The 20,392-nt window shown below is 65.4% G+C and carries 18 protein-coding genes; 6 read left to right on the top strand and 12 right to left on the bottom strand.

Annotation, left to right across the window (positions count from 1 at the left end; all coding sequences use genetic code 11):
• Positions 1-42 precede the first annotated feature (42 nt).
• On the top strand, positions 43-582 hold the full coding sequence (locus FLQ03_RS14040; RefSeq protein ID WP_144370800.1) for a hemerythrin domain-containing protein: 540 nt from the start codon (positions 43-45) through the stop codon (positions 580-582).
• On the opposite strand, the gene FLQ03_RS14035 is transcribed toward FLQ03_RS14040, so the two are convergent.
• Positions 579-1,409, bottom strand: a complete 831-nt coding sequence (locus tag FLQ03_RS14035) for a LysR family transcriptional regulator (RefSeq protein ID WP_144370799.1) — start codon at positions 1,407-1,409, stop codon at positions 579-581. The genes FLQ03_RS14040 and FLQ03_RS14035 overlap by 4 nt on opposite strands.
• Before the next feature lie 98 nt (positions 1,410-1,507).
• Here FLQ03_RS14035 and FLQ03_RS14030 point away from each other — a divergent pair, with 98 nt between their 5' ends.
• The gene (locus FLQ03_RS14030) at positions 1,508-2,230 is read left to right on the top strand and encodes an SDR family oxidoreductase (RefSeq protein WP_144370798.1); all 723 of its coding nucleotides are present in this window, start codon (positions 1,508-1,510) and stop codon (positions 2,228-2,230) included.
• A gap of 67 nt (positions 2,231-2,297) precedes the next feature.
• Here the strand turns inward: FLQ03_RS14030 and FLQ03_RS14025 are convergent, their stop codons facing one another.
• The 5 genes from FLQ03_RS14025 to phoB all read right to left on the bottom strand — a co-directional run bounded on the left by FLQ03_RS14025 (position 2,298) and on the right by phoB (position 6,561).
• Complete coding sequence (locus tag FLQ03_RS14025) at positions 2,298-2,825, bottom strand: porin family protein (RefSeq protein WP_170252424.1); 528 nt, start codon at positions 2,823-2,825, stop codon at positions 2,298-2,300.
• 133 nt (positions 2,826-2,958) lie between these two features.
• Positions 2,959-4,020, bottom strand: a complete 1,062-nt coding sequence (gene tal, locus FLQ03_RS14020; RefSeq protein WP_144370796.1) for a transaldolase — start codon at positions 4,018-4,020, stop codon at positions 2,959-2,961.
• Positions 4,021-4,265: 245 nt separating this feature from the next.
• Positions 4,266-4,571 (bottom strand): Dabb family protein, encoded by a 306-nt coding sequence (locus FLQ03_RS14015; protein ID WP_144370795.1) that lies wholly within the window; start codon positions 4,569-4,571, stop codon positions 4,266-4,268.
• Entirely contained in the window at positions 4,564-5,868 is a 1,305-nt protein-coding gene (gene phoR / locus FLQ03_RS14010; RefSeq protein WP_144370794.1) for a phosphate regulon sensor histidine kinase PhoR, read from the bottom strand. The genes FLQ03_RS14015 and phoR overlap by 8 nt, the downstream gene beginning before the upstream one ends.
• A gap of 3 nt (positions 5,869-5,871) precedes the next feature.
• Positions 5,872-6,561 (bottom strand): phosphate regulon transcriptional regulator PhoB, encoded by a 690-nt coding sequence (gene phoB / locus FLQ03_RS14005; protein ID WP_144370793.1) that lies wholly within the window; start codon positions 6,559-6,561, stop codon positions 5,872-5,874.
• 431 nt (positions 6,562-6,992) lie between these two features.
• Here phoB and FLQ03_RS14000 point away from each other — a divergent pair, with 431 nt between their 5' ends.
• Positions 6,993-8,990 (top strand): BCCT family transporter, encoded by a 1,998-nt coding sequence (locus tag FLQ03_RS14000; protein WP_144370792.1) that lies wholly within the window; start codon positions 6,993-6,995, stop codon positions 8,988-8,990.
• Here FLQ03_RS14000 and ctlX read toward each other — a convergent pair.
• Entirely contained in the window at positions 8,929-9,891 is a 963-nt protein-coding gene (gene ctlX / locus FLQ03_RS13995) for a citrulline utilization hydrolase CtlX (RefSeq protein WP_144370791.1), read from the bottom strand. The two genes, FLQ03_RS14000 and ctlX, sit on opposite strands and share 62 nt — an antisense overlap.
• Positions 9,892-10,010: 119 nt before the next feature.
• On the opposite strand from ctlX, the gene FLQ03_RS13990 reads away from it, so the two are divergent.
• The 3 genes from FLQ03_RS13990 to FLQ03_RS13980 all read left to right on the top strand — a co-directional run bounded on the left by FLQ03_RS13990 (position 10,011) and on the right by FLQ03_RS13980 (position 12,346).
• A complete protein-coding gene (locus tag FLQ03_RS13990; RefSeq protein WP_144370790.1) occupies positions 10,011-10,439 on the top strand; it encodes an Lrp/AsnC family transcriptional regulator in 429 nt (142 codons plus the stop codon).
• A 319-nt stretch (positions 10,440-10,758) separates the two neighbouring features.
• On the top strand, positions 10,759-11,202 hold the full coding sequence (locus FLQ03_RS13985) for an Lrp/AsnC family transcriptional regulator (RefSeq protein ID WP_144370789.1): 444 nt from the start codon (positions 10,759-10,761) through the stop codon (positions 11,200-11,202).
• Positions 11,203-11,422: 220 nt separating this feature from the next.
• Positions 11,423-12,346, top strand: coding sequence for an alpha/beta hydrolase (locus FLQ03_RS13980; protein ID WP_144370788.1), 924 nt, complete (start codon positions 11,423-11,425; stop codon positions 12,344-12,346).
• A 275-nt stretch (positions 12,347-12,621) separates the two neighbouring features.
• Here the strand turns inward: FLQ03_RS13980 and gap are convergent, their stop codons facing one another.
• The 5 genes from gap to nagA all read right to left on the bottom strand — a co-directional run bounded on the left by gap (position 12,622) and on the right by nagA (position 20,386).
• Positions 12,622-13,632: a type I glyceraldehyde-3-phosphate dehydrogenase gene (gene gap, locus FLQ03_RS13975; RefSeq protein WP_144370787.1), complete on the bottom strand. Its 1,011-nt coding sequence runs from the start codon at positions 13,630-13,632 to the stop codon at positions 12,622-12,624.
• Positions 13,633-13,936: 304 nt separating this feature from the next.
• Positions 13,937-15,574 carry an N-acetylglucosamine-specific PTS transporter subunit IIBC gene (gene nagE / locus FLQ03_RS13970; RefSeq protein ID WP_144370786.1) on the bottom strand — a complete coding sequence of 546 codons (1,638 nt, stop codon included), beginning with the start codon at positions 15,572-15,574 and terminating at the stop codon, positions 13,937-13,939.
• A gap of 63 nt (positions 15,575-15,637) precedes the next feature.
• On the bottom strand, positions 15,638-18,151 hold the full coding sequence (gene ptsP, locus FLQ03_RS13965) for a phosphoenolpyruvate--protein phosphotransferase (protein ID WP_144370785.1): 2,514 nt from the start codon (positions 18,149-18,151) through the stop codon (positions 15,638-15,640).
• 140 nt (positions 18,152-18,291) lie between these two features.
• Positions 18,292-19,314: an SIS domain-containing protein gene (locus FLQ03_RS13960; RefSeq protein ID WP_240802276.1), complete on the bottom strand. Its 1,023-nt coding sequence runs from the start codon at positions 19,312-19,314 to the stop codon at positions 18,292-18,294.
• Positions 19,295-20,386, bottom strand: coding sequence for an N-acetylglucosamine-6-phosphate deacetylase (gene nagA / locus FLQ03_RS13955; RefSeq protein WP_144370784.1), 1,092 nt, complete (start codon positions 20,384-20,386; stop codon positions 19,295-19,297). Before nagA ends, FLQ03_RS13960 begins: the two co-directional genes overlap by 20 nt.
• Positions 20,387-20,392: the final 6 nt, after the last annotated feature.

Below are 20,392 nucleotides of genomic sequence, written 5' to 3'. Positions count from 1 at the left end.
TCACGCACCATACTGCAGCGACACCTTTGCCAGGAGATGGCCATGCTTAGCCTCGACGCCCTGACTGCCTCGGCAGCCGCCCCCTCGTTCGACGAACCGCTGGACATGCTGTACGCCTGTCACGACAAGGTACGCCGCTTCTGCGACCAGCTGGACGCGCTGCCGGCCTACATAGCCGAGCACGGCCGCAACCAGGCGGTGATCAACACCATTAGCGGCATCGTGCGTTACTTCGACCTGGCCGGCCCGGCGCACCATCAGGACGAAGAAGACGAGCTGTTTCCGCTGATCCTGGCGCGCCAGCCGGACGCCGCCCCCAAGATCGAACAGCTGCTGGGCGAGCACGGCTACCTGCATTCGCGCTGGAATGCCATCCGCGATGACCTGCTGGCCTACAACGCCGCCACACTGGACGACATCAGCGCCGACGAAGTGCACGAATTTGCCCGCTTGTACCGTGAACACGCGCAACGCGAGGAACAATGGCTGTTCCCCACCGCCGCCGCGCTGATCAACGACAGCGAGCTGGCCGACGCCGGCCGGCGCATGGCAGCACGCCGCACCCTGAAGCCCGCCGCTTAAACCGCCCCGGCTTGCGGCCAAGCGTGCAGGCTGTGCAGCAAGGCCGCCACCGCCGGCTGGCTGGCCACGTTGGCCGCATAACACAGCCCCACCCGGCGCGACGGCGCCGCCCCTTCCAGCGCCTGCCAGCCCATGCCCGGCCGCAACAACGCCGGCGGCAACAAGGCCACGCCCAGCCCGGCCTGCACCATGTCGCACGCCAGCGCCAGGCTACCGGCTTGGTGCGCGCTGGCCAGCGCCGGCCCGCCGCCGCCCAGCCACGCCAGCAAACGCTGGTGCGACGGGTGCGACGGACACACCACCCAGTCCAGCGCCATCGCCTGCAGCGGCGTCACGGCCGCTGCGCTGCTGGCGTGCGGCAGGGCCAGCACGAAGGCCTCTTCCCACAACGGCAGGAACAGCTCGTCCTCGCAACGCAGCTCCTCGCTGGCCAGCCGCACCTCGCCGCTACAACCGGGCAACACCTGCAACAGCAGCTGCGGCAGCGCCTGCCGACAATGCGCCAGCAACGCCTGGCGCTGGGCTACACCGAGGTCGGCTTCCACCCCCAGCGCCAACGGCAGGCAGCCCTGCGGCGCCGCAAACTGTGCTTTCAGCTGTGTCATCTGCGCCAGCAACTGCTGCGCCTGCGGGTACAAGCGGCGGGCCGCATCGCTGACGCTGACGCCGCGCGCCTCGCGCCCGAACAAGGGCGTGCCCAGCTCGTCCTCCAGCTGGCGGATGGTCACCGACAGCGTAGGCTGGGTCAGATGCAGCCGGGCAGCGGCACGGGTGATGTTGCGCTCTTCGAACACGGCGATGAAGGCCTTCAGCTGACGCGAATCCATAGAACTTTCCGATGACAGACAGCGAAATTTATCATTTTTCACGCGATTAAGCGCGCCTTACACTGCCAGCCATCGACCAAACACATGAAAGACCTGTCATGCGCAAACCGCTGATCATCATTACCGGTGCCAGTTCCGGCATCGGCGAAGCCACCGCCCGCCAGCTGTCGGCCCTGGGCTACCCGCTGCTGCTGCTGGCTCGCCGCATCGAACGCCTGCAAGCGCTGGCCTTGCCGCATACCTTGTGCCGCCAGGTAGACGTGACCGATGCCGCCGCGCTGCACGCCGCGGTAGCGGAAGCCGAGGCGCAGTACGGCGCCGCCGACGCGCTGGTGAACAACGCCGGTGTGATGCTGCTGGGCCGCATGCACGAGCAGGACCCGGCCGAATGGCAACGCATGCTGGACGTGAACGTGCGTGGCGTGCTCAACGGTATCCACGCCGTGCTGGCCGGCATGATGGCGCGTCGCCACGGCACCATCATCAACGTCAGCTCCATCGCCGGCCGCAAAACCTTCCCCGACCACGTGGCCTACTGCGGCAGCAAGTTTGCCGTGCACGCCATCAGCGAGAACCTGCGCGAGGAGGTGAGCAGCCACAACGTGCGGGTGATCACCATCGCCCCGGGCGCAGTGGAAACCGAGCTGCTGGGCCACACCACCAGCGCCAGCATCCGTGAAGGCTACGAAGCGTGGAAGCGCACCATGGGCCCGGTGCTGCGCGCCGAAGACGTGGCCGACGCCATCCGCTACGCCTACGAGGCGCCGCAAAACGTGTGCATCCGCGAGATCGTGCTGGCCGCCACCCACCAGCCGGCCTGAGCAGGCAAGGTTGGCCGCAACAACAAAAAAGCGCCCGGCTGGGCGCTTTTACTTTCACTGCTATCGATCAGAAGCGGTAAGTCAGCGACGCACCAATATTGTCGATATGGTAATCCGAGCCAGTGAACATGCGGGTGTATTCCAGATTGATGCCAACCTGCTTGTTCACTTTGAAGGTCATGCCGGCACCATAGCTGACATCCGAGTCATCGTCGGAAGTGACGCTGGTATTGCCAACGCTGGCCTTCAGTGCCCCATTGGTGTAGCCCAGCAGACCGTATGCCGATACCTGCTCGTTGATCGGCAGAATACCTTTGGCGTAAACGCCTTCGGCGTGATCCAGGCCGATATCGACAGAAGTCGTATTGCTCACACGAATGCTATCGTCAGCCAGACTGGTGTACAGGCGTGCTTCAACGGCAAAGTTCGGGGTGACTTCGGTACCAACGATAAGGTTGATGGCAGTCGGGTTCAGGGACTGACCGCCATCGATATCGATGTTCAACTGGTTGAAACCTGCACCAACGTAGACGTCAGCGGCACAAGCGATGGAAGACAGGGAAGCAATCAGCGCTGCAAAAGCAAACTTTTTCATTATACAAAAAGCGTTGTTGTTTAAAACGCGGCGCATGTTAATAAAATATTTAATGCCAATCAATACCCGAATTGGCTAATAAAGCAAGAAAGCGCCCGGCTGGGCGCTTTCTTGTTGCTGCTGGTAATACGGATCAGGCGGTCAGCACCAGCAGTTCGGCAAAGGCTTTCTCGAACAGCACCAGACCGTCGCGCTGCAGCTGTTCGCCGGCAGCGTTGAAATCCACCCCCGCGGCAGCCGCTGCTTCCAGCACGGCACGTGCCTCGTCGGCGCCCTGGTTCAGCGTGGCGGCGGCGTTGCCGTGGTCGCGGAACAGCGCCAGCGTGGCGTCCGGTACGGTGTTGACGGTTTCGTCGCCGATCAGGCTTTCCACGTACAGCACGTCGGAGTAGGCCTTGTTCTTGGTGCCGGTGGAAGCCCACAGCAGAAACTGCGGGCGGGCGCCGGCAGCTTTCAGCACGGCAAATTCCTCACCGTGGAAGCGCGCCAGGTAGCGCTGGTACGCCACTTTGGACAGCGACACCGCTACCTTGCCCTGCAGCTCGGCCGGCAGCTGCGCGTCCAGCAGGCTGTCCACGCGCGACAGGAAGAAGCTGGCCACGGCTTTCACGTGGCGCAGCGGCTGGCCAGCAGCGTGACGCGCGGTGAGGCCGGCGATGTAGGCGTCCCACACCGCTTCTACTTGCGGCAGCGAGAACAGCAGCGTGATGTTGACGTTGATGCCTTCGGCGGTCAGCTGGCCAAAGGCGGCAATGCCTTCCGGCGTGGCCGGAATCTTGATCATGGCGTTCGGGCGGTCGATGGCGGCCCACAGGCGGCGGGCGGCGGCCAGAGTGCCGGCCTCGTCGCGCGACAGTGCCGGCGACACTTCCAGCGACACGTAGCCGTCGTCGCCGGCGGTGGCCTGGTACTGCGGCAGGGTCAGGTCGCAGGCGGCCTGGATGTCGGCGATCACCAGCGTTTCGTAGCGCTGCTCGGCGCTGAGGCTGGCGTCGGTTTTCAGCGCGGCCAACTCGTCCTGGTAACGCGGGTCGGTGCTGATGGCTTTATGGAAAATGGCCGGGTTGGAGGTGACGCCGGCAATGCCGTCGTCGGCCAGCAGGCGGGCCAGCTCGCCGGTTTGCAGCAGTTCACGGGACAGGTTGTCCAGCCAGATGCGCTGGCCGAAAGGACGGATGGCTTGTAGTCGGTTCATGGGTGTGTTGCTCGTTATGTTGACGGGCGGCGACAGGCTTGGTGCGCCGCTGATGTAGTACGTCACATGCTACCTTGCCCGCGGTCTGTAGCAAAGCCATTACAGGCCAGCAAAAACGGGGCAGCCGCGACACAATTTACCCATCAAGAACAAAGTAATGGCACAAGCCAGTAGCCGGATGGCAAAAAATGGCACAAGCCTGCCCGACAGCAACGCTCAGCACAGCACATCCGCATGTACGTCAATCAGGCCTGGCCGCTGTCAAAATCGAACACCAGCGCCTGCACCAGCAGCGGCTGTACCTGCGCCACGAAGGCCAGATGGGCCGAGTGGTCGAGGTAGCGGCGCAGCGCGGCGGCATCGTCAAAGCGCAGCACCCAGCCGTGGGTATAGCCCTGGGCCAGGTTTTCCGGGCTGATGTCGGTACCGCCGCGGAAATCGCGCACCTCGGCAATGGCAGCGGGCAGCGCCGCAAAAGCCGCCAGCGCAGCGTCGGTATCGGCGCTGCTGGCGTGCCCGGCAAAGCGGAACAACACGATATGCTCAATCACGGCTGGCTACCTGTTCGGGGTTGAAGATCACGCTGAATACGCTGCCCTTGTCGGGTTCGCTCTGGATGTCCAGCTTGGCGTGATGGCGGGCCAGCACGTGCTTGACGATGGCGAGGCCCAGGCCGGTGCCGCCGTTGCCGCGCGAGCGGCCACGGTCCACACGATAGAAGCGCTCGGTCAGGCGCGGCAGGTGCTCGCGCGGAATGCCGATGCCGGTATCCGCCACGGTAAACGCCACGCGGCCGTCGTCTTCCTGCGTCCAGCGCAGGTAGATGCTGCCGCCTTCCGGCGTGTAGCGCACGGCGTTGGACACCAGGTTGCCGAACGCCGAGTGCAGTTCCTGCGCGCTGCCCCACAGGTCGTGCGGGCAGGCGTTCTTCACCACGATGCGGTGCCGGCCTTGCGACAAGCCTTCGGCTTCCACCACCAGCGTGTCCATCAGCCCGGCCATGTCCACGCGGTCTTGCAGCACGGTGCGCGGGCCGTTCTCGATGCGCGACAGCGTCAGCAGGTCTTCTACCAGGTTCTGCATGCGGCGCGACTGCTCCAGCATCATCGGCAGGAACTGGCGCAGGGTGGCGTCTTCTACCTGCGGCATGTCGGACAGCGTTTCCAGAAAGCCGCCCACCACGGTCAGCGGCGTGCGCAGCTCGTGCGAGACGTTGGCCACAAAGTCGCGGTGTACGGTCTGCACCCGTTCCAGCTGGGTGATATCGCGCGATAGCAGCAGCTTGCGCGTGGTGTCGAACGGCACCAGCTGGATGGACAACACCAGCTCCTTGCTGTTGCCGCCGTGCAGGATCAACGGCTGGCTGTAGCTTTGCGCCGCCATGTAGTCGTGGAAGGCCGGCTGGCGCACCAGGTTCAGGATCTGGCTGCCGATGTCGGTCTTGCGGTTCAGGCCCAGGTGTTCCACCGCCATCGGGTTGATCCACTCGATGTGGTCGTACTCGTCCAGCACCACCACGCCGTCCGGCATGGCTTCGCCGGCGTTGACGAAGCGGTCCAGCACACCGGCCAGGCGTTTCTTGCTTTGCTTCTGTTTGCGCGCCTGGCGGTACAGCGTCATGAAAATGCCGTGCCAGGCGCCAAAACCGTCCGGCACCCGGCCGGGCACCGGGTTGTTCAGCCAGCGTACCAGCAGGGCGATGTGATACAGGTGGAAAGACAGCCACAGCAGCAGCATGGCCAGCAGCAGGCCAAGGCCGACGATGTCGCCGAAAATCAGCCCGAAGGCCAGCGACACCACGGTCATGGCGATCAGCCAGCCCAGTGTGCGCTTGAAGAATTCAGCCAAAACCTACCCCTGGGCAGAGAAACGGTAGCCGGTACCACGCACGGTCTGGATCAGGCTGTCGTGCCCGGTGGGTTCCAGCGCGCTGCGCAGGCGGCGGATATGCACGTCCACGGTGCGCTCTTCCACAAACACGTGGTCGCCCCATACCTGGTCCAGCAGCTGGGTGCGCGAATGTACGCGTTCGGCGTGGGTCATGAAGAAATGCAGCAGGCGGAATTCGGTCGGCCCCAGATCCACATTGGTACCGTTGCCCTGTACGCGGTGCGTAACCGGGTCCAGGCGCAGGCCTTTCACTTCCACCGCGTCGTCGGTCATCTGCGGCGCACGGCGGCGCAACACGGCCTTGATGCGCGCCAGCAGCTCGCGCGGCGAGAACGGCTTGGTGATGTAGTCGTCGGCACCGGCTTCCAGGCCTTGTACCTTGTCCTGCTCTTCGGAGCGGGCGGTCAGCATGATGATGGGGATCTGGCGGGTACGCTCGTCGGCGCGCAGCTTGCGGGCGATTTCAACGCCGGAAGCGCCGGGCAGCATCCAGTCCAGCAGGATGAGGTCCGGCAGCGCGTTCTTGACCAGGGTCAATGCCACCTCGGCGGTACTGGCACGCAGTACGTGGTGGCCAGCCTGGACCAGATTGAACGCAATCAGCTCCTGGATGGCGGGTTCGTCTTCAACAAGCAGAATATTGGCGGGCATGGGGCGGAATCCTTCCATCTACGATTATGGCAAGGATAGAAAAAAGCGGTTACAGAAATATGACACTTCACGCTGCTTTCGATAGCACTTGCCAAAATTTGCCGGCAGTGTAGCAGCAATGACAGTTTATGCCCGCCAAATCGGCATAAATGCACGCCAATAGCGGCATTTTGCCAGCGGGCGCAGCCTTGTTGCGCCATATTCACACGGGTTTTATTTTTCTACAAAACTATTTTGCGTTATACTGCGGCTTTCCGTTCCGGCCTGGCCGCCACCGCGCAACGCACGCCGCCCTCCTCCCCTGCGGCCAACCCGGAACCCCTGCCCACCTTCAGGGCTGCCCAAGACCCTGCCCGCGCCGGCGGCTTTGCCAGCGCGCTGGCACGACCACACGTCAGACGGCAGTACCCGACGACCAAGAAAGGGAAAGCATGGCCTCCGTCCGTTCCTTCCGCACTACCCTCAGCTGGCCGGTATTCGTGCCCGGCCTGCTGCTGATCGGCCTGATCCTGGCCTGGGCCACGCTGGCCCCGACTTCCGCCGAAGCCTTGTTGGGCGCCGCCCAGCGCACCGTCAGCCAGCAATTCGGTTGGTTTTACATCCTGGCGGTCGCCGTGTTCCTGCTGACGCTGCTGGGCATTGCCGTCAGCCGCTACGGCGACATCAAACTGGGGCCGGATGACGCCACGCCGGCGTTCAGCCTGCCATCGTGGCTGGCCATGTTGTTTGCCGCCGGCATGGGCATCGGCCTGATGTACTTCGGCGTCGGCGAACCGCTGCAGCATTATCTGGCGCCACCGTTGGCCGCGGCCAACCCGCAAGCGGCCGCGCAGCAGGCGATGAACCTCACCTTCCACCACTGGGGCCTGCACGCGTGGGCCATCTACGGCGTGGTGGGGCTGGTACTGGCCTACTTCGGCTTCCGTTACCGGCTGCCACTGACGCTGCGCGCCGGCTTGTACCCGATTCTGGGTGAGCGCATCCACGGGCCGTGGGGCCACGCGGTGGACGTGTTCGCGCTGGTTTCCACCGTGTTCGGCATCGCCACCACGCTCGGTTTCGGCGTGATGCAGTTGGCCGCCGGCCTGCAGCAACTGGCCGGTATCGACACCGCCAGCGATGGCTTCAAGCTGGGGCTAATCGCGGTGGTGATGGGGCTGGCCGGGCTGTCGGCCGCCACCGGCCTCGACAAAGGCGTGCGCCGCCTGAGCGAACTCAACCTCGGCCTGGCGCTGCTATTGCTGCTGTTCGTGCTGTGTGCCGGCCCTACCGTTTACCTGCTGATGACGTTCAGCGACAACCTGGGCAGCTACTTGTCCGGCATGGTGGACCTCACCTTCCGCACCTTCAGTTACGGCAGCGACGCGCAGCAACAATGGCTGTCCGGCTGGACGCTGCTGTACTGGGCGTGGTGGGTGTCGTGGTCGCCGTTTGTCGGCCTGTTCATTGCCCGCATCTCGCGCGGGCGCACGCTGCGTGAATTCATTGTCGGCGTGCTGCTGGTGCCCACACTGTTCAACTTCCTGTGGATGACGGTGTTCGGTAACAGCGCCATCTGGCTGGATATGCACGTCGCCGCCGGCGCGCTAGGCAGCGCGGCGGCCAACGTGGACAGCCTGCTGTTCCGCTTCTTCGATTACCTACCGTTCCCGCTGCTGAGCGGCAGCGTGGCCATGCTGCTGATTGCGGTGTTCTTCGTCACCTCGGCCGACTCTGGCGCCATGGTGCTGGACAGCATTGCCAGCGGCGGCGATACCGCGTCACCGTTGTGGCAGCGCCTGTTCTGGGCGGTATTGCTGGGCGTCACCGCCGGCGTACTGCTCACCGCAGGCGGCCTGAAGGCGCTGCAGGCGATGACGCTGGTCAGCGCGCTGCCGTTTACCGCCATCATGCTGTTGCTGTGCTACAGCCTGTGGCGCGGTCTGCAGTCCGACCATTGCCACCAGACGCAGCAACCGGCGCCGGCCACACAGTTCTGGAGCGGCCACCACTGGCAGCAACGCCTGCGGCAGCTGGTGCAGCGCCCGGACGCCGCCACCGTGCAGCAGTTCATCGACACCGAAGTGCAGCCGGCGCTGCGCACCGTGGCCGACGAGCTCAGCCACAACGGTGTCAGCGCTGGCGTACAACGCCGCGACGACGGCAGCGTGCTGCTGCGCATCGACCAGCCCGGCGCCCGCGACTTCGTCTACCGCGTGTACTGCCACGGCCAGCCGCAACCGGCGTTCCTGCCGGCGCGGGCCGACGACGGCGTATACCAGTACCTGGCGCAAACCGATTTTGCCGACGGCCGCGAGGGCTACGACATCCGCTACCTGCGCCGCAGCGAGATCATCGCCGACGTGCTGAAACAGTACGAACGCTACCTCAGCCTGCAATGGCAACAGCACGGCCAGCTGCTGAGCAGTGCGCCGGCGCATCCGGGCTGAACACCTCGGCCACCATGCAGCGCGCGCCGCCGCCGCCCAGGTCTTCGATGATGTCCAGCGGCGCGTGCACAATGCGGCCGTGCGCGGCCAACGTGGCTTGCTGCGCCGAGGTAAACGCCGCCCAAGCGCGGCTGGACATGGCAATCACCGTACCACCGTCGCCGCCACGCAGCGCGATGATGTTGCCGCAGAAGCTGGCCATCTGCGCCTGGCTGATGCTGATCACCGTCTTGCCGTCGCGGCGCAGGCGGCTGCGCACGCGCTGGCGCTCGCCCACGTCGGCAATCGCCGGCAGACAGACCACCGCAAAATCCGGCCCGATCGCCATCATCACATTGCTGTGGTAGATGGCACGGCCTGCCGCATCCACCGCGTCAAACACCTCGCAACGATAGCCCAGCCGCGCCGCCAGCGGCTGCAGCAAGGCAGGCTGGCTACGGCCGGAACGGCACAACCAGGCGCGGCGCGCGGCGTGATCGAACACGATGGCGCCAGTGCCTTCCAGGTACTGCCCATGCTGCTCGTGCGCGCTCAGGTCCAGCAGCGTGCGGCCAACCCCCTGCTGCTGCAGCCAGGCCACGATGTCGTCGCGACGCTCCAGCCGGCGGTTGGCCGCCGCCATCGGGTACAGCACCAGCGTGCCGTCGGCGTGGGTGGAAAACCAGTTATTGGGGAACAAGGCGTCCGGTGTATCCGGCCGCGTCTGGGCAAACACCTGCACCCGCACGCCGGCCGCGCGCAAGGCGGCCACGTAGCCATCAAACGCCTGCTGCGCCAGCAGCGTGTGATGGGCGCCGGCATCCGGCACCGGCTGCTGGAAGTGGTTGCTGCCCAGCGTCTGCGGGTTGGCAAGGAAGCGGCTGGGCCGCACCATCAAAACCTGTGTGGCAAGGGTGGACATGGTTTCTCCCGGTGGGTGGTTTGCCGGGATAGTGTGGCGGCCGGGGCTGACACTTTGCAGTTGGCACACTGGGCATTTTTATCGTTATGCTGTACATATTGATAAATATGGCCAGCAATATGCACCTCAACGATACCGATCGGCAGCTGATTGCCCTGCTGCGCGACAACGCCCGCACCCCGGTCACCGAGCTGGCCGCCACACTGCGCGTATCGCGCGCCACGGTGCAGAAGCATATCGACAAGCTGGAGCAGGCCGGCATCATCGTCGGCTATACCGTGCGCCTGAAACCGGAAGCCGAGGCGCAACGCATCCGCGCCTGGATGAGCGTGGCCGTGGAAGGCCCGCGGGCGCCGGCCGTACTGCAGGCGCTACGCGGCGAGCCGCACGTGTACGCGCTGCACTCCACCAACGGCCGCTGGGACATCGTGGCCGAATTGCGCGCCGACTCGCTGGAGCAGTTCGACCGCGTGCTGGGCCGTATCCGGCTGATTCCCGGCATTGCCGCCACCGAAACCAGCCTGCTGCTGTCCACCTATAAAGCCTGACGCCCGAAAAACGGACAAAAAAAAGGCCTGTCCGGTTGGGGACAGGCCACTAAGGGTCGGCTCCCGGCCGCACATGGGGGCCAAGAACACTTAAGACCAGGGACAAAGAGATCACCAGAACAGTTCCAAAGATGCCGATTGCTCAGGCACCCTCATAACGGATCCAGAAGTCGAAGCCGTCGGGCGCGGACCCGGCTGCTTCAACACGGGGCGAATTGTACGGATGTTAACAGGGCTTATTAATAGGCATTCGAAGCTTATTTGCCGCCTGAACTTTGTATACAATGTATTTACGCCACTTTCACCTTCGAATCGAAAAATGGACAAGTTTGACCGCAAGATCATCGCTGCACTGCACGAAAACGGCCGCCTGAGCTTTGCCGAACTGGCCCGCCGCGTAAACCTGTCTGCGCCCGCCGTTGCCGACCGCGTGGAAAAGCTGGAACGATCGGGCGTGATAGCCGGTTATCGCGCAATCATCCGCCCGGAAGCGCTGGGTTGCCCGATACAATGCCTGATCGAGCTGACGGTAAAAAACCAGGAGTACTACACGGTACTGGAGCTACTCAAAGCCATGCCGGAGATCGTGCACTGCGACTCCATCACCGGCAGCAGCGGGCTGATGATCCGTGTCGCGGTGGACAGCATGGGCACGCTGCAGGCGCTGATCGCCCGCCTGATGCAGTACGGCGATACCAAGACCTCGATGGTGATCGACACCCCCATCAGCCACCGCCTGCCGCCGTTGCCGGAAGAAGACTAGCGCGTCGTGCAACGCCCCTCGGTTCGGCAACACCGCACCGGGCAAAGACACTGCGGCGCCCGTCGCAGAAATACGACGCGTTCGATAACTTTAACGCACCAATCATCGCCATCATTCGATGACATAAAACCATGACCGGCCAGCCACGAGCGCTACTTGTCCAGGCCTTTGGCTAAGCTGCGGCCAACCACCAAACCGGTGGCAAGCCCAGGAGCCCGCCATGTCCTTCATTCCCCAAACCCACCCGCTATCAGCCAGCGATGCCAGCACCATGCTGGCGCTGCGGGCACAGACCACCGCTTTCAAAGGCGCCGTTTTCGGCCCCGACGGCCGAGCACCTTACGATGACATCATGCACGCCGTTGCCGAGCCGGCAGGCATTCACTATCAAGCCGACTGTGTTGGCGGCGTCAACGGTTACTGGTGTTTGCCGGCGCAGGCCGCCACCGACCGTGCCATCTTGTTCCTGCACGGCGGGGGCTACGTCATGGGCTCGGCGCGGGCTTACTGCCACTTTGCCGGCCACTTTGCCCGCCAGAGCGGCCAGGCGGTGTTTGTGGCCGACTATAGGCTGGCACCGGAACACCCATACCCTGCGGCACTAGAAGATGCGGTCGCAGCCTATCAAGGCCTGCAGGCAAGCGGCCGGCAACGGCTGCTGGTGATGGGCGATTCGGCCGGTGGCGGCCTGACGCTATCGCTACTGTCACGGCTGCACACGCTGGGTCACATCGTACAGCCGGTAGCGGCCATCGCCATGTCGCCATGGACCGATCTGAGCAATCAGGGCGACAGCCACCGCAGCCGCCACGACGCCGAGCTGTACCTGAGCAATACCATGGTGAATGCCTGCGCCGCCATGTATCTGGGCCAGACCGCCGCGCAAGATGGCGGAGCCTCGCCGCTGTATGCCGACTTGCACGGCCTGCCACCGCTGCAGTTGCACGTTGGCCGCGACGAGATCCTGCTGGACGACAGCCTGCACTATGCCGAGCGTGCCAGTGACGCCGGGGTGGATGTCTCGCTACACGTCTGGGACGGCATGCCGCACGTGTTCCCCAATACTCCCGGCCTGTTGCAGGCGGCAGACGAGGCGCTGGGCATCATGGCCCGCTTCATCAACCGGCATCTGCCAGCGCTGTAGTACGCCGGCTACATCGCCGTGCGCGATGTAGCCGCGCCTTACCTGATGCAGATCAACACGGCCCGACTGCGGCCAACCCTGTTGGCTGACGGGCAAAAAAACGGCCTGCCCGGGTATGGGCAGGCCTGAACTATGCACAAAGAAGCAACAGAATACACCTAAAGAACGAGGCGCCCGTCTCCACACGGGCACCGGGCAATCAGCACGGCGGGCACACCCGCCGCAGCCACCGGCACATGCGCTCCGCCAAGCATGGCAGCGCGCGCACCGGGGTATTACTTGGCGGCCATCCAGGCCTGGGCGGTATCCAGCATGCGGTTGGAGAAGCCCCATTCGTTGTCGTACCACGACAGCACTTTCACCTGGCGGCCTTCGATGACGCGGGTCAGGGTGGCGTCAAACACGCTGGACGCCGGGTTGTGCATGAAGTCGATCGATACCAGCGGCAGGGTGTTCACCGCCAGCACGCCTTTCAGCGGGCCGTTGGCCGCGGCGGTGACCAGCTCGTTCACTTCGGCCACGGTGGTATCGCGCTGCGCGGTGAAGGTGAGGTCAACCAGCGACACGTTGGCAGTGGGCACGCGCACGGCAAAGCCATCCAGCTTGCCTTTCAGTTGCGGCAGCACCAGGCCGACAGCAGCAGCAGCGCCGGTCTTGGTCGGGATCATCGACAGCGCGGCGGAGCGGGCACGGCGCAGGTCGCTGTGCTCGGTGTCCAGCAGCACCTGGTCGTTGGTGTAGGAGTGCACGGTGGTCATCAGGCCGTGCGCCACGCCGATGGCGTCGTTCAGCGGTTTCACCAGCGGGGCCAGGCAGTTGGTGGTGCAGCTGGCGTTGGACACGATGTTCATGTCGGCACGCAGGATGTCGTGGTTCACGCCGTACACGATGGTGGCGTCGGCGTCGTCGGCCGGCGCGGAGATCAGCACTTTCTTGGCACCGGCTTGCAGGTGCAGGCCCGCCTTATCACGCTTGGTGAAAATGCCGGTACATTCCAGCACGATGTCCACGCCCATGTCGCCCCACGGCAGTTCGGCCGGGTTGCGCACCGACAGCAGCTGGATCGGCTTGCCGTTAACCACCAGTTTGTCGCCTTCCAGCGCCACGGTACCCGGGAACGGGCCGTGGATGGAGTCGTACTTGGTCAGGTGCTCGTGCAGTTCCGGCTTGCCCAGATCGTTGATGGCAACGATTTCAATATCCTTGTCGGCAAAACGTTCCTGCCAGGCGCGCAATACCATGCGGCCGATGCGGCCGTACCCGTTGATGGCGAGTTTCAGTGCCATGTTGTGTCTCCTTTATTCGGGTGAATCTTGCGTGCCAGCAGCACGCTTGCGATGGGAACATCGTTCTCCCAATCCTGCTTGTACTCAATGCCTTACAGCTTTGTAGTGTGCAAATTACCAACACTTTCCGGCGAACATCCCCACCATCGCGCGCGCCGCCGGCAAAACAGCCTTGCCTTGCGGCCAACCTTGGGTTACCGCGTGGTCACAAAGTGGTATCGATTCCAATATAGCCGAAAAAAGACCCCGGCTATACGCCGGGGTCGAAGGAGAGCAAAGCCTCAGGGTGCAAACACCCGGTCGCTTACTTCAGCTGGCTGGCAAACTGCGACGGGTCGCCGCCTTCCACCACCAGGTGAACCAGATTGCCGGGCATGGCCATCACGCCGCTCACGCCCAGTGCTTTCAGATTGCCTTCGTTGATGCGGCTGGCGTCGGCCAGCTCCACGCGCAGACGGCTACCGGCCACTACTTCCACAGCGCGGATGTTGTCGCTACCGCCCAGCGCGGCTTTCAGTGCGCCACCATCGGCAGCGGCGGCTTGCGGGTTGGCCAGCGCGGCGCGGATTTCGTCGGCAATCAGCTCGGCCTCGGGGCCCAGTACTACCTGCACGCTACCGGCCGCCGGCTTGATCATGCCGCGCGAACCCAGTGCCTTCAGGGCAGCTTCGTCTACCGCGTCGTTGTTAGCCACTTGCAGGCGCAGGCGGGTAGTGCACGCGTCCACGCTCTTCAGGTTGGCCGCACCGCCCAGCGCGCCGATAAAGCCACGCGCACGGTCGCTGCCCTTGCTGCCCAGCGAGGCGGCGGCGCTGCTACCGGCGGCCACTTCTTCGCGACCCATGGTCATCAGGTTGAATTTCTTGATGAAGAAGGTGAACAGCACGTAGTACACGGCAAAGTAGGCCAGGCCCACCGGAATCAGCAGCAGCGGCTTTTGCGCAATGCCGAAGTTCAGCAGGTAGTCGAACAGGCCAGCAGAGAAACCGAAGCCCAGTTTCACGCCCAGCGCGTGCATCAGCGCCATCGAGATGCCGGTCAGCACCGCGTGGATGGCGTACAGCGCCGGGGCCAGGAACATGAAGGCGAACTCGACCGGCTCGGTGACGCCGGTCAGCGCGGCGGTCAGGCCCATCGACAGCAGCACACCGCCTACCGCGGCCTTGTTTTCCGGACGCGCGGCACGGTACATCGCCAGGCACGCAGCCGGCAGGCCGAACATCATCACCGGGAAGAAGCCGGACATGAACATGCCCGCGCTCTTGTCGCCGGCAAAGAAGCGGCTGAGGTCACCGTGTACCAGCTTGCCGGCGGCGTCGGTGAAGTCACCCAGCTGGAACCAGGCAAAGGTATTGATGATGTGGTGCAGGCCGGTAACGATCAGGATGCGGTTGAGCACGCCGTACACGAACAGGCCGAACTCGCCGGCGCCGATCACCCAGTGGCCAACGGCGTCGATGCCCTGCTGGATGGGCGGCCAGATGTAGCCCAGCACCACGCCGGCCAGCAGCATGGCAAAGCCGGTGGCGATCGGCACGAAGCGGCGGCCGCCAAAGAAGGCCAGGTAGGACGGCAGCGCGATGTCCTTGTAGCGGTTGTACAGCAGGCCGGCGCTGATGCCGGCGGTAATGCCGGCCAGCACGCCCATGTTGATCTTGGCGTCGATCACTTTCAGTACTGCGGTCAGCACCAGGTAACCGATGGCGCCGGCCAGGCCGGACGCACCGTTGTTGTCCTTGGCAAACCCCACGGCCACGCCGATGGCGAACAGCAGCGCCAGGTTGCCGAAGATGGCATCCCCGGCTTGCGCCATCACCGGAATGCCCATCAGGTCGGGCTGGCCCAGACGCAACAGCAGGCCTGCCACCGGCAGGACGGCGATCGGCAGCATCAGGGCACGGCCCAGCTGCTGTACGCCGGCGAACTTGCTTGAAGTACTCACTGTGTTTCTCCTCTTCGTTTTAATGCAGGCCGCCAGTTGGGAGGATGCGACGGCCTGACCAGATCAGCGCAGCAGGGCCGCGGCGTCGGCTTGTAACCGCGCCCGCACTTGTTGCGCCGAATTCAGCGACTGCAGGTCCAGCGCCAGTTGCTGGCAGGCACTGCTGTCCAGACGGCGGACGGTGTCCTTGATTTCCGGCACAAGCTGCGGGCTGACCGACAGCTCGGTAACACCCAGGCCCAGCAGTACCGGCGTAGCCTGCGGGTCGGACGCCAGCGCGCCGCACACCCCTACCCACTTGCCGTGCTTGGCGGCGCCGTGCACGGTCAGCGCGATCAGGCGCAACAGCGACGGGTGCAGCGCGTCAAGGTTGGCCGCCAGCGCCGGGTGGCAGCGGTCCATCGCCAGCGTGTACTGGGTGAGGTCGTTGGTGCCGATGGACAGGAAGTCGGCGTGCTCGGCCAGCTGGTCGGCCAGCAAGGCGGCGGACGGTACCTCGATCATCACCCCCAGCTGCGGGCGTTCGCTCACGCCCAGCTCGGCGGCCAGCTCGTCCAGGCGCTGGCGCACGCGCTGCAGGTCGGCCACGTCGGCCACCATCGGCAGCAGGATGCGCAGGCGCGACAGCGGCTTCAGCTGCAGCAACGCGCGCAGCTGCGCGTCCAGCACCGCCGGCATGGCAAAGCCGGTGCGGATGCCGCGCAGGCCCAGCGCCGGGTTGTCTTCCGGCGGCAGCGACAGGTACGGCACGTCCTTGTCGCCGCCGGCGTCCAGCGTACGGATGATGGCGGTGCGGCCTTCCAGCGCGTCCAGCACGTCCTGGCAGGCGGCGCGCTGCTCGTCTTCGGTAGGAGCGTCGTGACGGTCGATAAACAGGAATTCGGTGCGCAGCAGGCCCACGCCGTCGGCGCCGTTCAGCACCGCGTCACGCGCTTCGGCTGCGTTGGCGATGTTGGCCGCCACCTCGATGGCCACGCCGTCGCGGGTACGCGCCTGGCCGGCAGACTGCTCGCGCAGCGTGCGGCGGCGCTGTTCGCGCTGGGCAATGTCCTGGCGGGCCGCATCCAGCGTGGCGGCGTCGGCGTGCGCATCCAGCCAGCCTTCGCCGGCGTTCAGCAGTGCCTCGCCGCCGGCAGCCAGCGCCAGCGCAGCCGGGCCGCACGCCACCAGCGCCGGGATGGCCAGCGCACGGCACAGGATGGCCACGTGGTTGGTGGCGCCGCCGCGCGCCAGCACCACGCCGGCCAGCTGTTCGCGCGGCAGGCGGGTCAGCTGCGACGGGGTCAGGTCGTCGGCTACCACAATGGCCTGCGCCGGCAGCTGCGGTGCGGCTTCTTCGCCGCCCAGCAGTACGTCCAGCACGCGGCGCTCCAGGTCTTTCAGGTCGGCCACACGCTCGGCCAGCAGCGCATTGCCCAGCCCCAACAGCACCTCGCTCTGCGCGCGGATGGCGCTACGGTAGGCGTAGGCGGCGCTGCGGCCATCCAGGATGTAACGTTCGGCGGCTTGCGCCAGCTCCGGGTCTTCCAGCAGCGCCAGATGGGCGCCGAAGATTTCGCTTTCGGCGTGGGCGCCGCGCTTGTCGGCCTGCGCCACGTCGGCCGCCACGCGGTCGCGCACTTTTTGCAACGCGCCGTTCAGCGCGGCCAACTCCGGCTCTACGCCGTGGCCGCGTTCCGGCACCGCGCGTTCCTGTTCGGCCAGCAAGACCAGGGTGCCGACAGCCAGGCCCGGCGCGGCGCAGACGCCGCCCAACTTGCCGTCGTCACGGGCCTGCACCGGCGCGGGTGCGGCCACGGCAGCGTGGCCGGCGTGGCTGGCGGTTTGCAGCGCGGCCACCACGGCGGCCAGTGCCTCGGCGGCCTGCTCGCCGCTGGCGTGCACGCTGACACTATCGCCTTCACCGACGCCCAGGCCCATCACCGCCACCACGCTACGTGCGTTGGCGTGCTGGCCGGCAAAGTGGATGTCGATCTGGCAGGGGTAGCGGCGCGCCACCGATTGCAGCAGCGCACACGGCCGAGCGTGCAGGCCGCCTTCGTGTGCCACCACCGCACTGGCGGTGAGGGCGGAGGATTCTGCGCCGTGGACGGCGCCAGGGTGGGAGATGGCACCCTGGGCCGTCACGGTCAGAAAACCCGGCGCGCCGGCTTCCACAAGGCCGGACGCGTCGAGGGAGAGAGCCATGTCGTCGCTGTTGGTGACCACCACGACGGTAATGAGGGACGGCGCGCGACGCGCCACGCTGTCGATGTCGATATCCACCAAAGGTTGGCCGCGCTGCACGCGGTCGCCCTTCTGTACGCGGGTGGCAAAGCCGTGGCCGCCCAGCTTCACGGTGTCGATACCGATGTGCAGCAGGATTTCGGCACCGTTGGCCGCACGCACGGTGACGGCGTGGCCGGTGGTGGACACCTGGCTGATCTCGCCGTCGCACGGCGCCAGCAGGGTGGAAGACAGCGGCTCGATGGCGAGGCCCTGGCCCATCAGGCCACCGGCAAATACCGGGTCGGGCACCGCGCTCAGCGGCAGGACCACGCCGGCCAGCGGCGCGTGCAGGGTAACGGTTGCAGACATCGGGTTTCCTTCTCTGAAGCGCGCACGCTGCCCCGCAGCGATGCGCTCAAGTCATGCTGGTTTCAGTGCCGTCGGTCTTGGCCGCGGCATCGCTTTGTGGTCGGTCTGCTGCCGGCAGCCGTGGCCGCCGGCCGGTCGACTTAGACAGTCAGGGTTTCTTTTTTCAGGTGACGCGGGGTGTCCGGGTTGAGTCCGCGCGCCTCGGACAGGCGCGCCGCCATCAGGTAGAAGCTCTGGATCGCCAGCAGCGGGTCCAGCGCTTCGTCGCCGGCAGTAGCAAGGGTGAGGTTACGGCTGGCCACGTCGGCCGGCGCTGCCAGCAGCACGTTGGCACCGCGGCCGCGCATTTCGTCGGCCAGTGCCACCAGGCCGGCTTGTTCCGGGCCACGCGGGGCAAAAATCAGCAGCGGGTAGCCATCGTCCACCAGCGCCATCGGGCCGTGCTTGATTTCGGCGCCGGAGAACGCTTCGGCCTGGATGACGCAGGTTTCCTTGAATTTCAGTGCCGCTTCCAGCGCTACGGCAAAGCCGAGGCCGCGGCCCACCACCATGATGCGCTCGGCCGGCACCAGCACGTCCAGCGCGCTGCTCCAGTCCTGACGGGTGGCGTCGGTGAGGTGATCGGGCAGGTCGTTCAGCGCGCCCAGCAGGGCGGTGTCGTTCTGCCAGTGCGCCACCAGGCGTGCTACGGCAGACAGGGTGGCGATATAGCTCTTGGTGGCGGCGACGCTTTTTTCTTCGCCGGCACACAGCGGTACCGACCATTCGCAGGCAGCTGCCAGCGGGGAGTCGGGTTTGTTGACCAGCGCCACGGTGCGGGCGCCGGCCTGGCCCAGGGCGGCCATGGTGTCGATCAGGTCGGGGCTGCGGCCGGACTGCGACAGCGCCACGGCCAGTTGCCCCTTCACGTTGAGCGGTGCTTGATGCAGCGTCAGCAGCGACATCGGCAGCGATACCACCGGCGTGCCGGTGCGCTGCATCGCCAGGTAGGCGAAATAGTTGGCCGCATGATCCGAGCTGCCGCGCGCCACAGTCAAAGCCAACTGCGGCGGCGCTTTCGCCAGTTCGCGCGCCAGAACGGCCAGCCCTTCATCGGCATACATATGCTGGGCAGACACCGCCTGGGCGGCAAACAGGGCTTCATCAAGCATTAACGAGCTCAAGACACTCTCCTTCTACGAATACGCGTTGCAACTGCAGGTTTGAATCCATCACCACGATGTCAGCCCACGCGCCTTCCTGCAGCCGGCCGCGGTCGTGTACGCCCAGGTAATCGGCGGGGTACAGCGACAAGCGGTTGCTGGCGGTGGCCAGCGGCACACCGATCTGCACTAGGTTGCGCAGGGCCTGATCCATGGTAAGGGTGCTGCCTGCCAGCGTACCGTCGGCCAGGCGCACACCGCCCAGGCACTTGGTGACCGTCTGCGAGCCCAGCTTGTACTGGCCGTCCGGCATGCCGGCCGCAGCCGTGGAGTCGGTGACGCAGAACAGGCGGGGGATGGCGCGCATCGCGGCGCGGATAGCCCCCGGGTGGACATGCAGCAGGTCCGGTATCAGCTCGGCGTACTCGGCGTGTGCCAGTGCCGCCCCTACCATGCCCGGCTCGCGGTGGTGCAAGCCGGTCATCGCGTTAAACAAATGGGTAAACCCGCTGGCGCCGTTTTCCAGCGCCGTCACACCGTCTTCGTAGCTGCCCAGCGTATGGCCCAGCTGTACGCGTACGCCCTGCCGGCTCAACTCGCGGATCACTTCCATGTGACCGGCCACTTCGGGCGCGAGGGTAACCAGGCTGATCGGGGCGAGCGACCGGTAGTGGTTGATTTCTGCCATCGCGGCTTCCACCGCGTTGTCCGGCTGCGCACCCAGCTTGCCCTTGTTGATGTACGGGCCTTCCAGATGCACGCCAAGAATGCGTGCGCTACCCGGCTGCCGGCTGCGGCTGGCGTCGCCCAGCGCAGTCAGTACCGTTTCCAGCGCCTCGCGCGGGGCCGTCATGGTGGTGGCCAGCAGCGAGGTGGTACCGAAGCGGGCGTGGGTACTGGCCACGTGCTGGGCCGCGCGGCCCGCCTCCATGATGTCGACACCGCCGCCACCGTGGACGTGCAGGTCGATGAAACCCGGCAGGATGTAGCGCTCGGCGTCGCCGGCGGCGGCCAACCTGCCGCTGATGGCAGCGATCCTGCCGTCGTCACCCAGCTGCAGCTCACCGTCCATCCAGCCGGCGGTGGTCAGCATGCGGCC

The sequence above is a fragment of the Vogesella urethralis genome (assembly GCF_007644045.2).
GTDB classification, from domain to species: domain Bacteria; phylum Pseudomonadota; class Gammaproteobacteria; order Burkholderiales; family Chromobacteriaceae; genus Vogesella; species Vogesella urethralis.
Note: the sequence above shows the minus strand (reverse complement) of the source record. Positions and strands in the feature narration are given on the sequence as shown.

Coding starts and splice junctions, on each gene's coding strand:
- ctlX (WP_144370791.1), bottom strand. CDS start 9,891: ATGTCCACCCTTGCCACACAGGTTTTGATGGTGCGGCCCAGCCGCTTC.
- phoB (WP_144370793.1), bottom strand. CDS start 6,561: ATGCCCGCCAATATTCTGCTTGTTGAAGACGAACCCGCCATCCAGGAG.
- FLQ03_RS13985 (WP_144370789.1), top strand. CDS start 10,759: ATGGACAAGTTTGACCGCAAGATCATCGCTGCACTGCACGAAAACGGC.
- FLQ03_RS14040 (WP_144370800.1), top strand. CDS start 43: ATGCTTAGCCTCGACGCCCTGACTGCCTCGGCAGCCGCCCCCTCGTTC.
- gap (WP_144370787.1), bottom strand. CDS start 13,632: ATGGCACTGAAACTCGCCATCAACGGGTACGGCCGCATCGGCCGCATG.
- FLQ03_RS13990 (WP_144370790.1), top strand. CDS start 10,011: ATGCACCTCAACGATACCGATCGGCAGCTGATTGCCCTGCTGCGCGAC.
- FLQ03_RS14000 (WP_144370792.1), top strand. CDS start 6,993: ATGGCCTCCGTCCGTTCCTTCCGCACTACCCTCAGCTGGCCGGTATTC.
- FLQ03_RS14030 (WP_144370798.1), top strand. CDS start 1,508: ATGCGCAAACCGCTGATCATCATTACCGGTGCCAGTTCCGGCATCGGC.
- FLQ03_RS14025 (WP_170252424.1), bottom strand. CDS start 2,825: ATGAAAAAGTTTGCTTTTGCAGCGCTGATTGCTTCCCTGTCTTCCATC.
- ptsP (WP_144370785.1), bottom strand. CDS start 18,151: ATGTCTGCAACCGTTACCCTGCACGCGCCGCTGGCCGGCGTGGTCCTG.
- tal (WP_144370796.1), bottom strand. CDS start 4,020: ATGAACCGACTACAAGCCATCCGTCCTTTCGGCCAGCGCATCTGGCTG.
- FLQ03_RS14035 (WP_144370799.1), bottom strand. CDS start 1,409: ATGGATTCGCGTCAGCTGAAGGCCTTCATCGCCGTGTTCGAAGAGCGC.
- FLQ03_RS13980 (WP_144370788.1), top strand. CDS start 11,423: ATGTCCTTCATTCCCCAAACCCACCCGCTATCAGCCAGCGATGCCAGC.
- nagA (WP_144370784.1), bottom strand. CDS start 20,386: ATGCTGACCACCGCCGGCTGGATGGACGGTGAGCTGCAGCTGGGTGAC.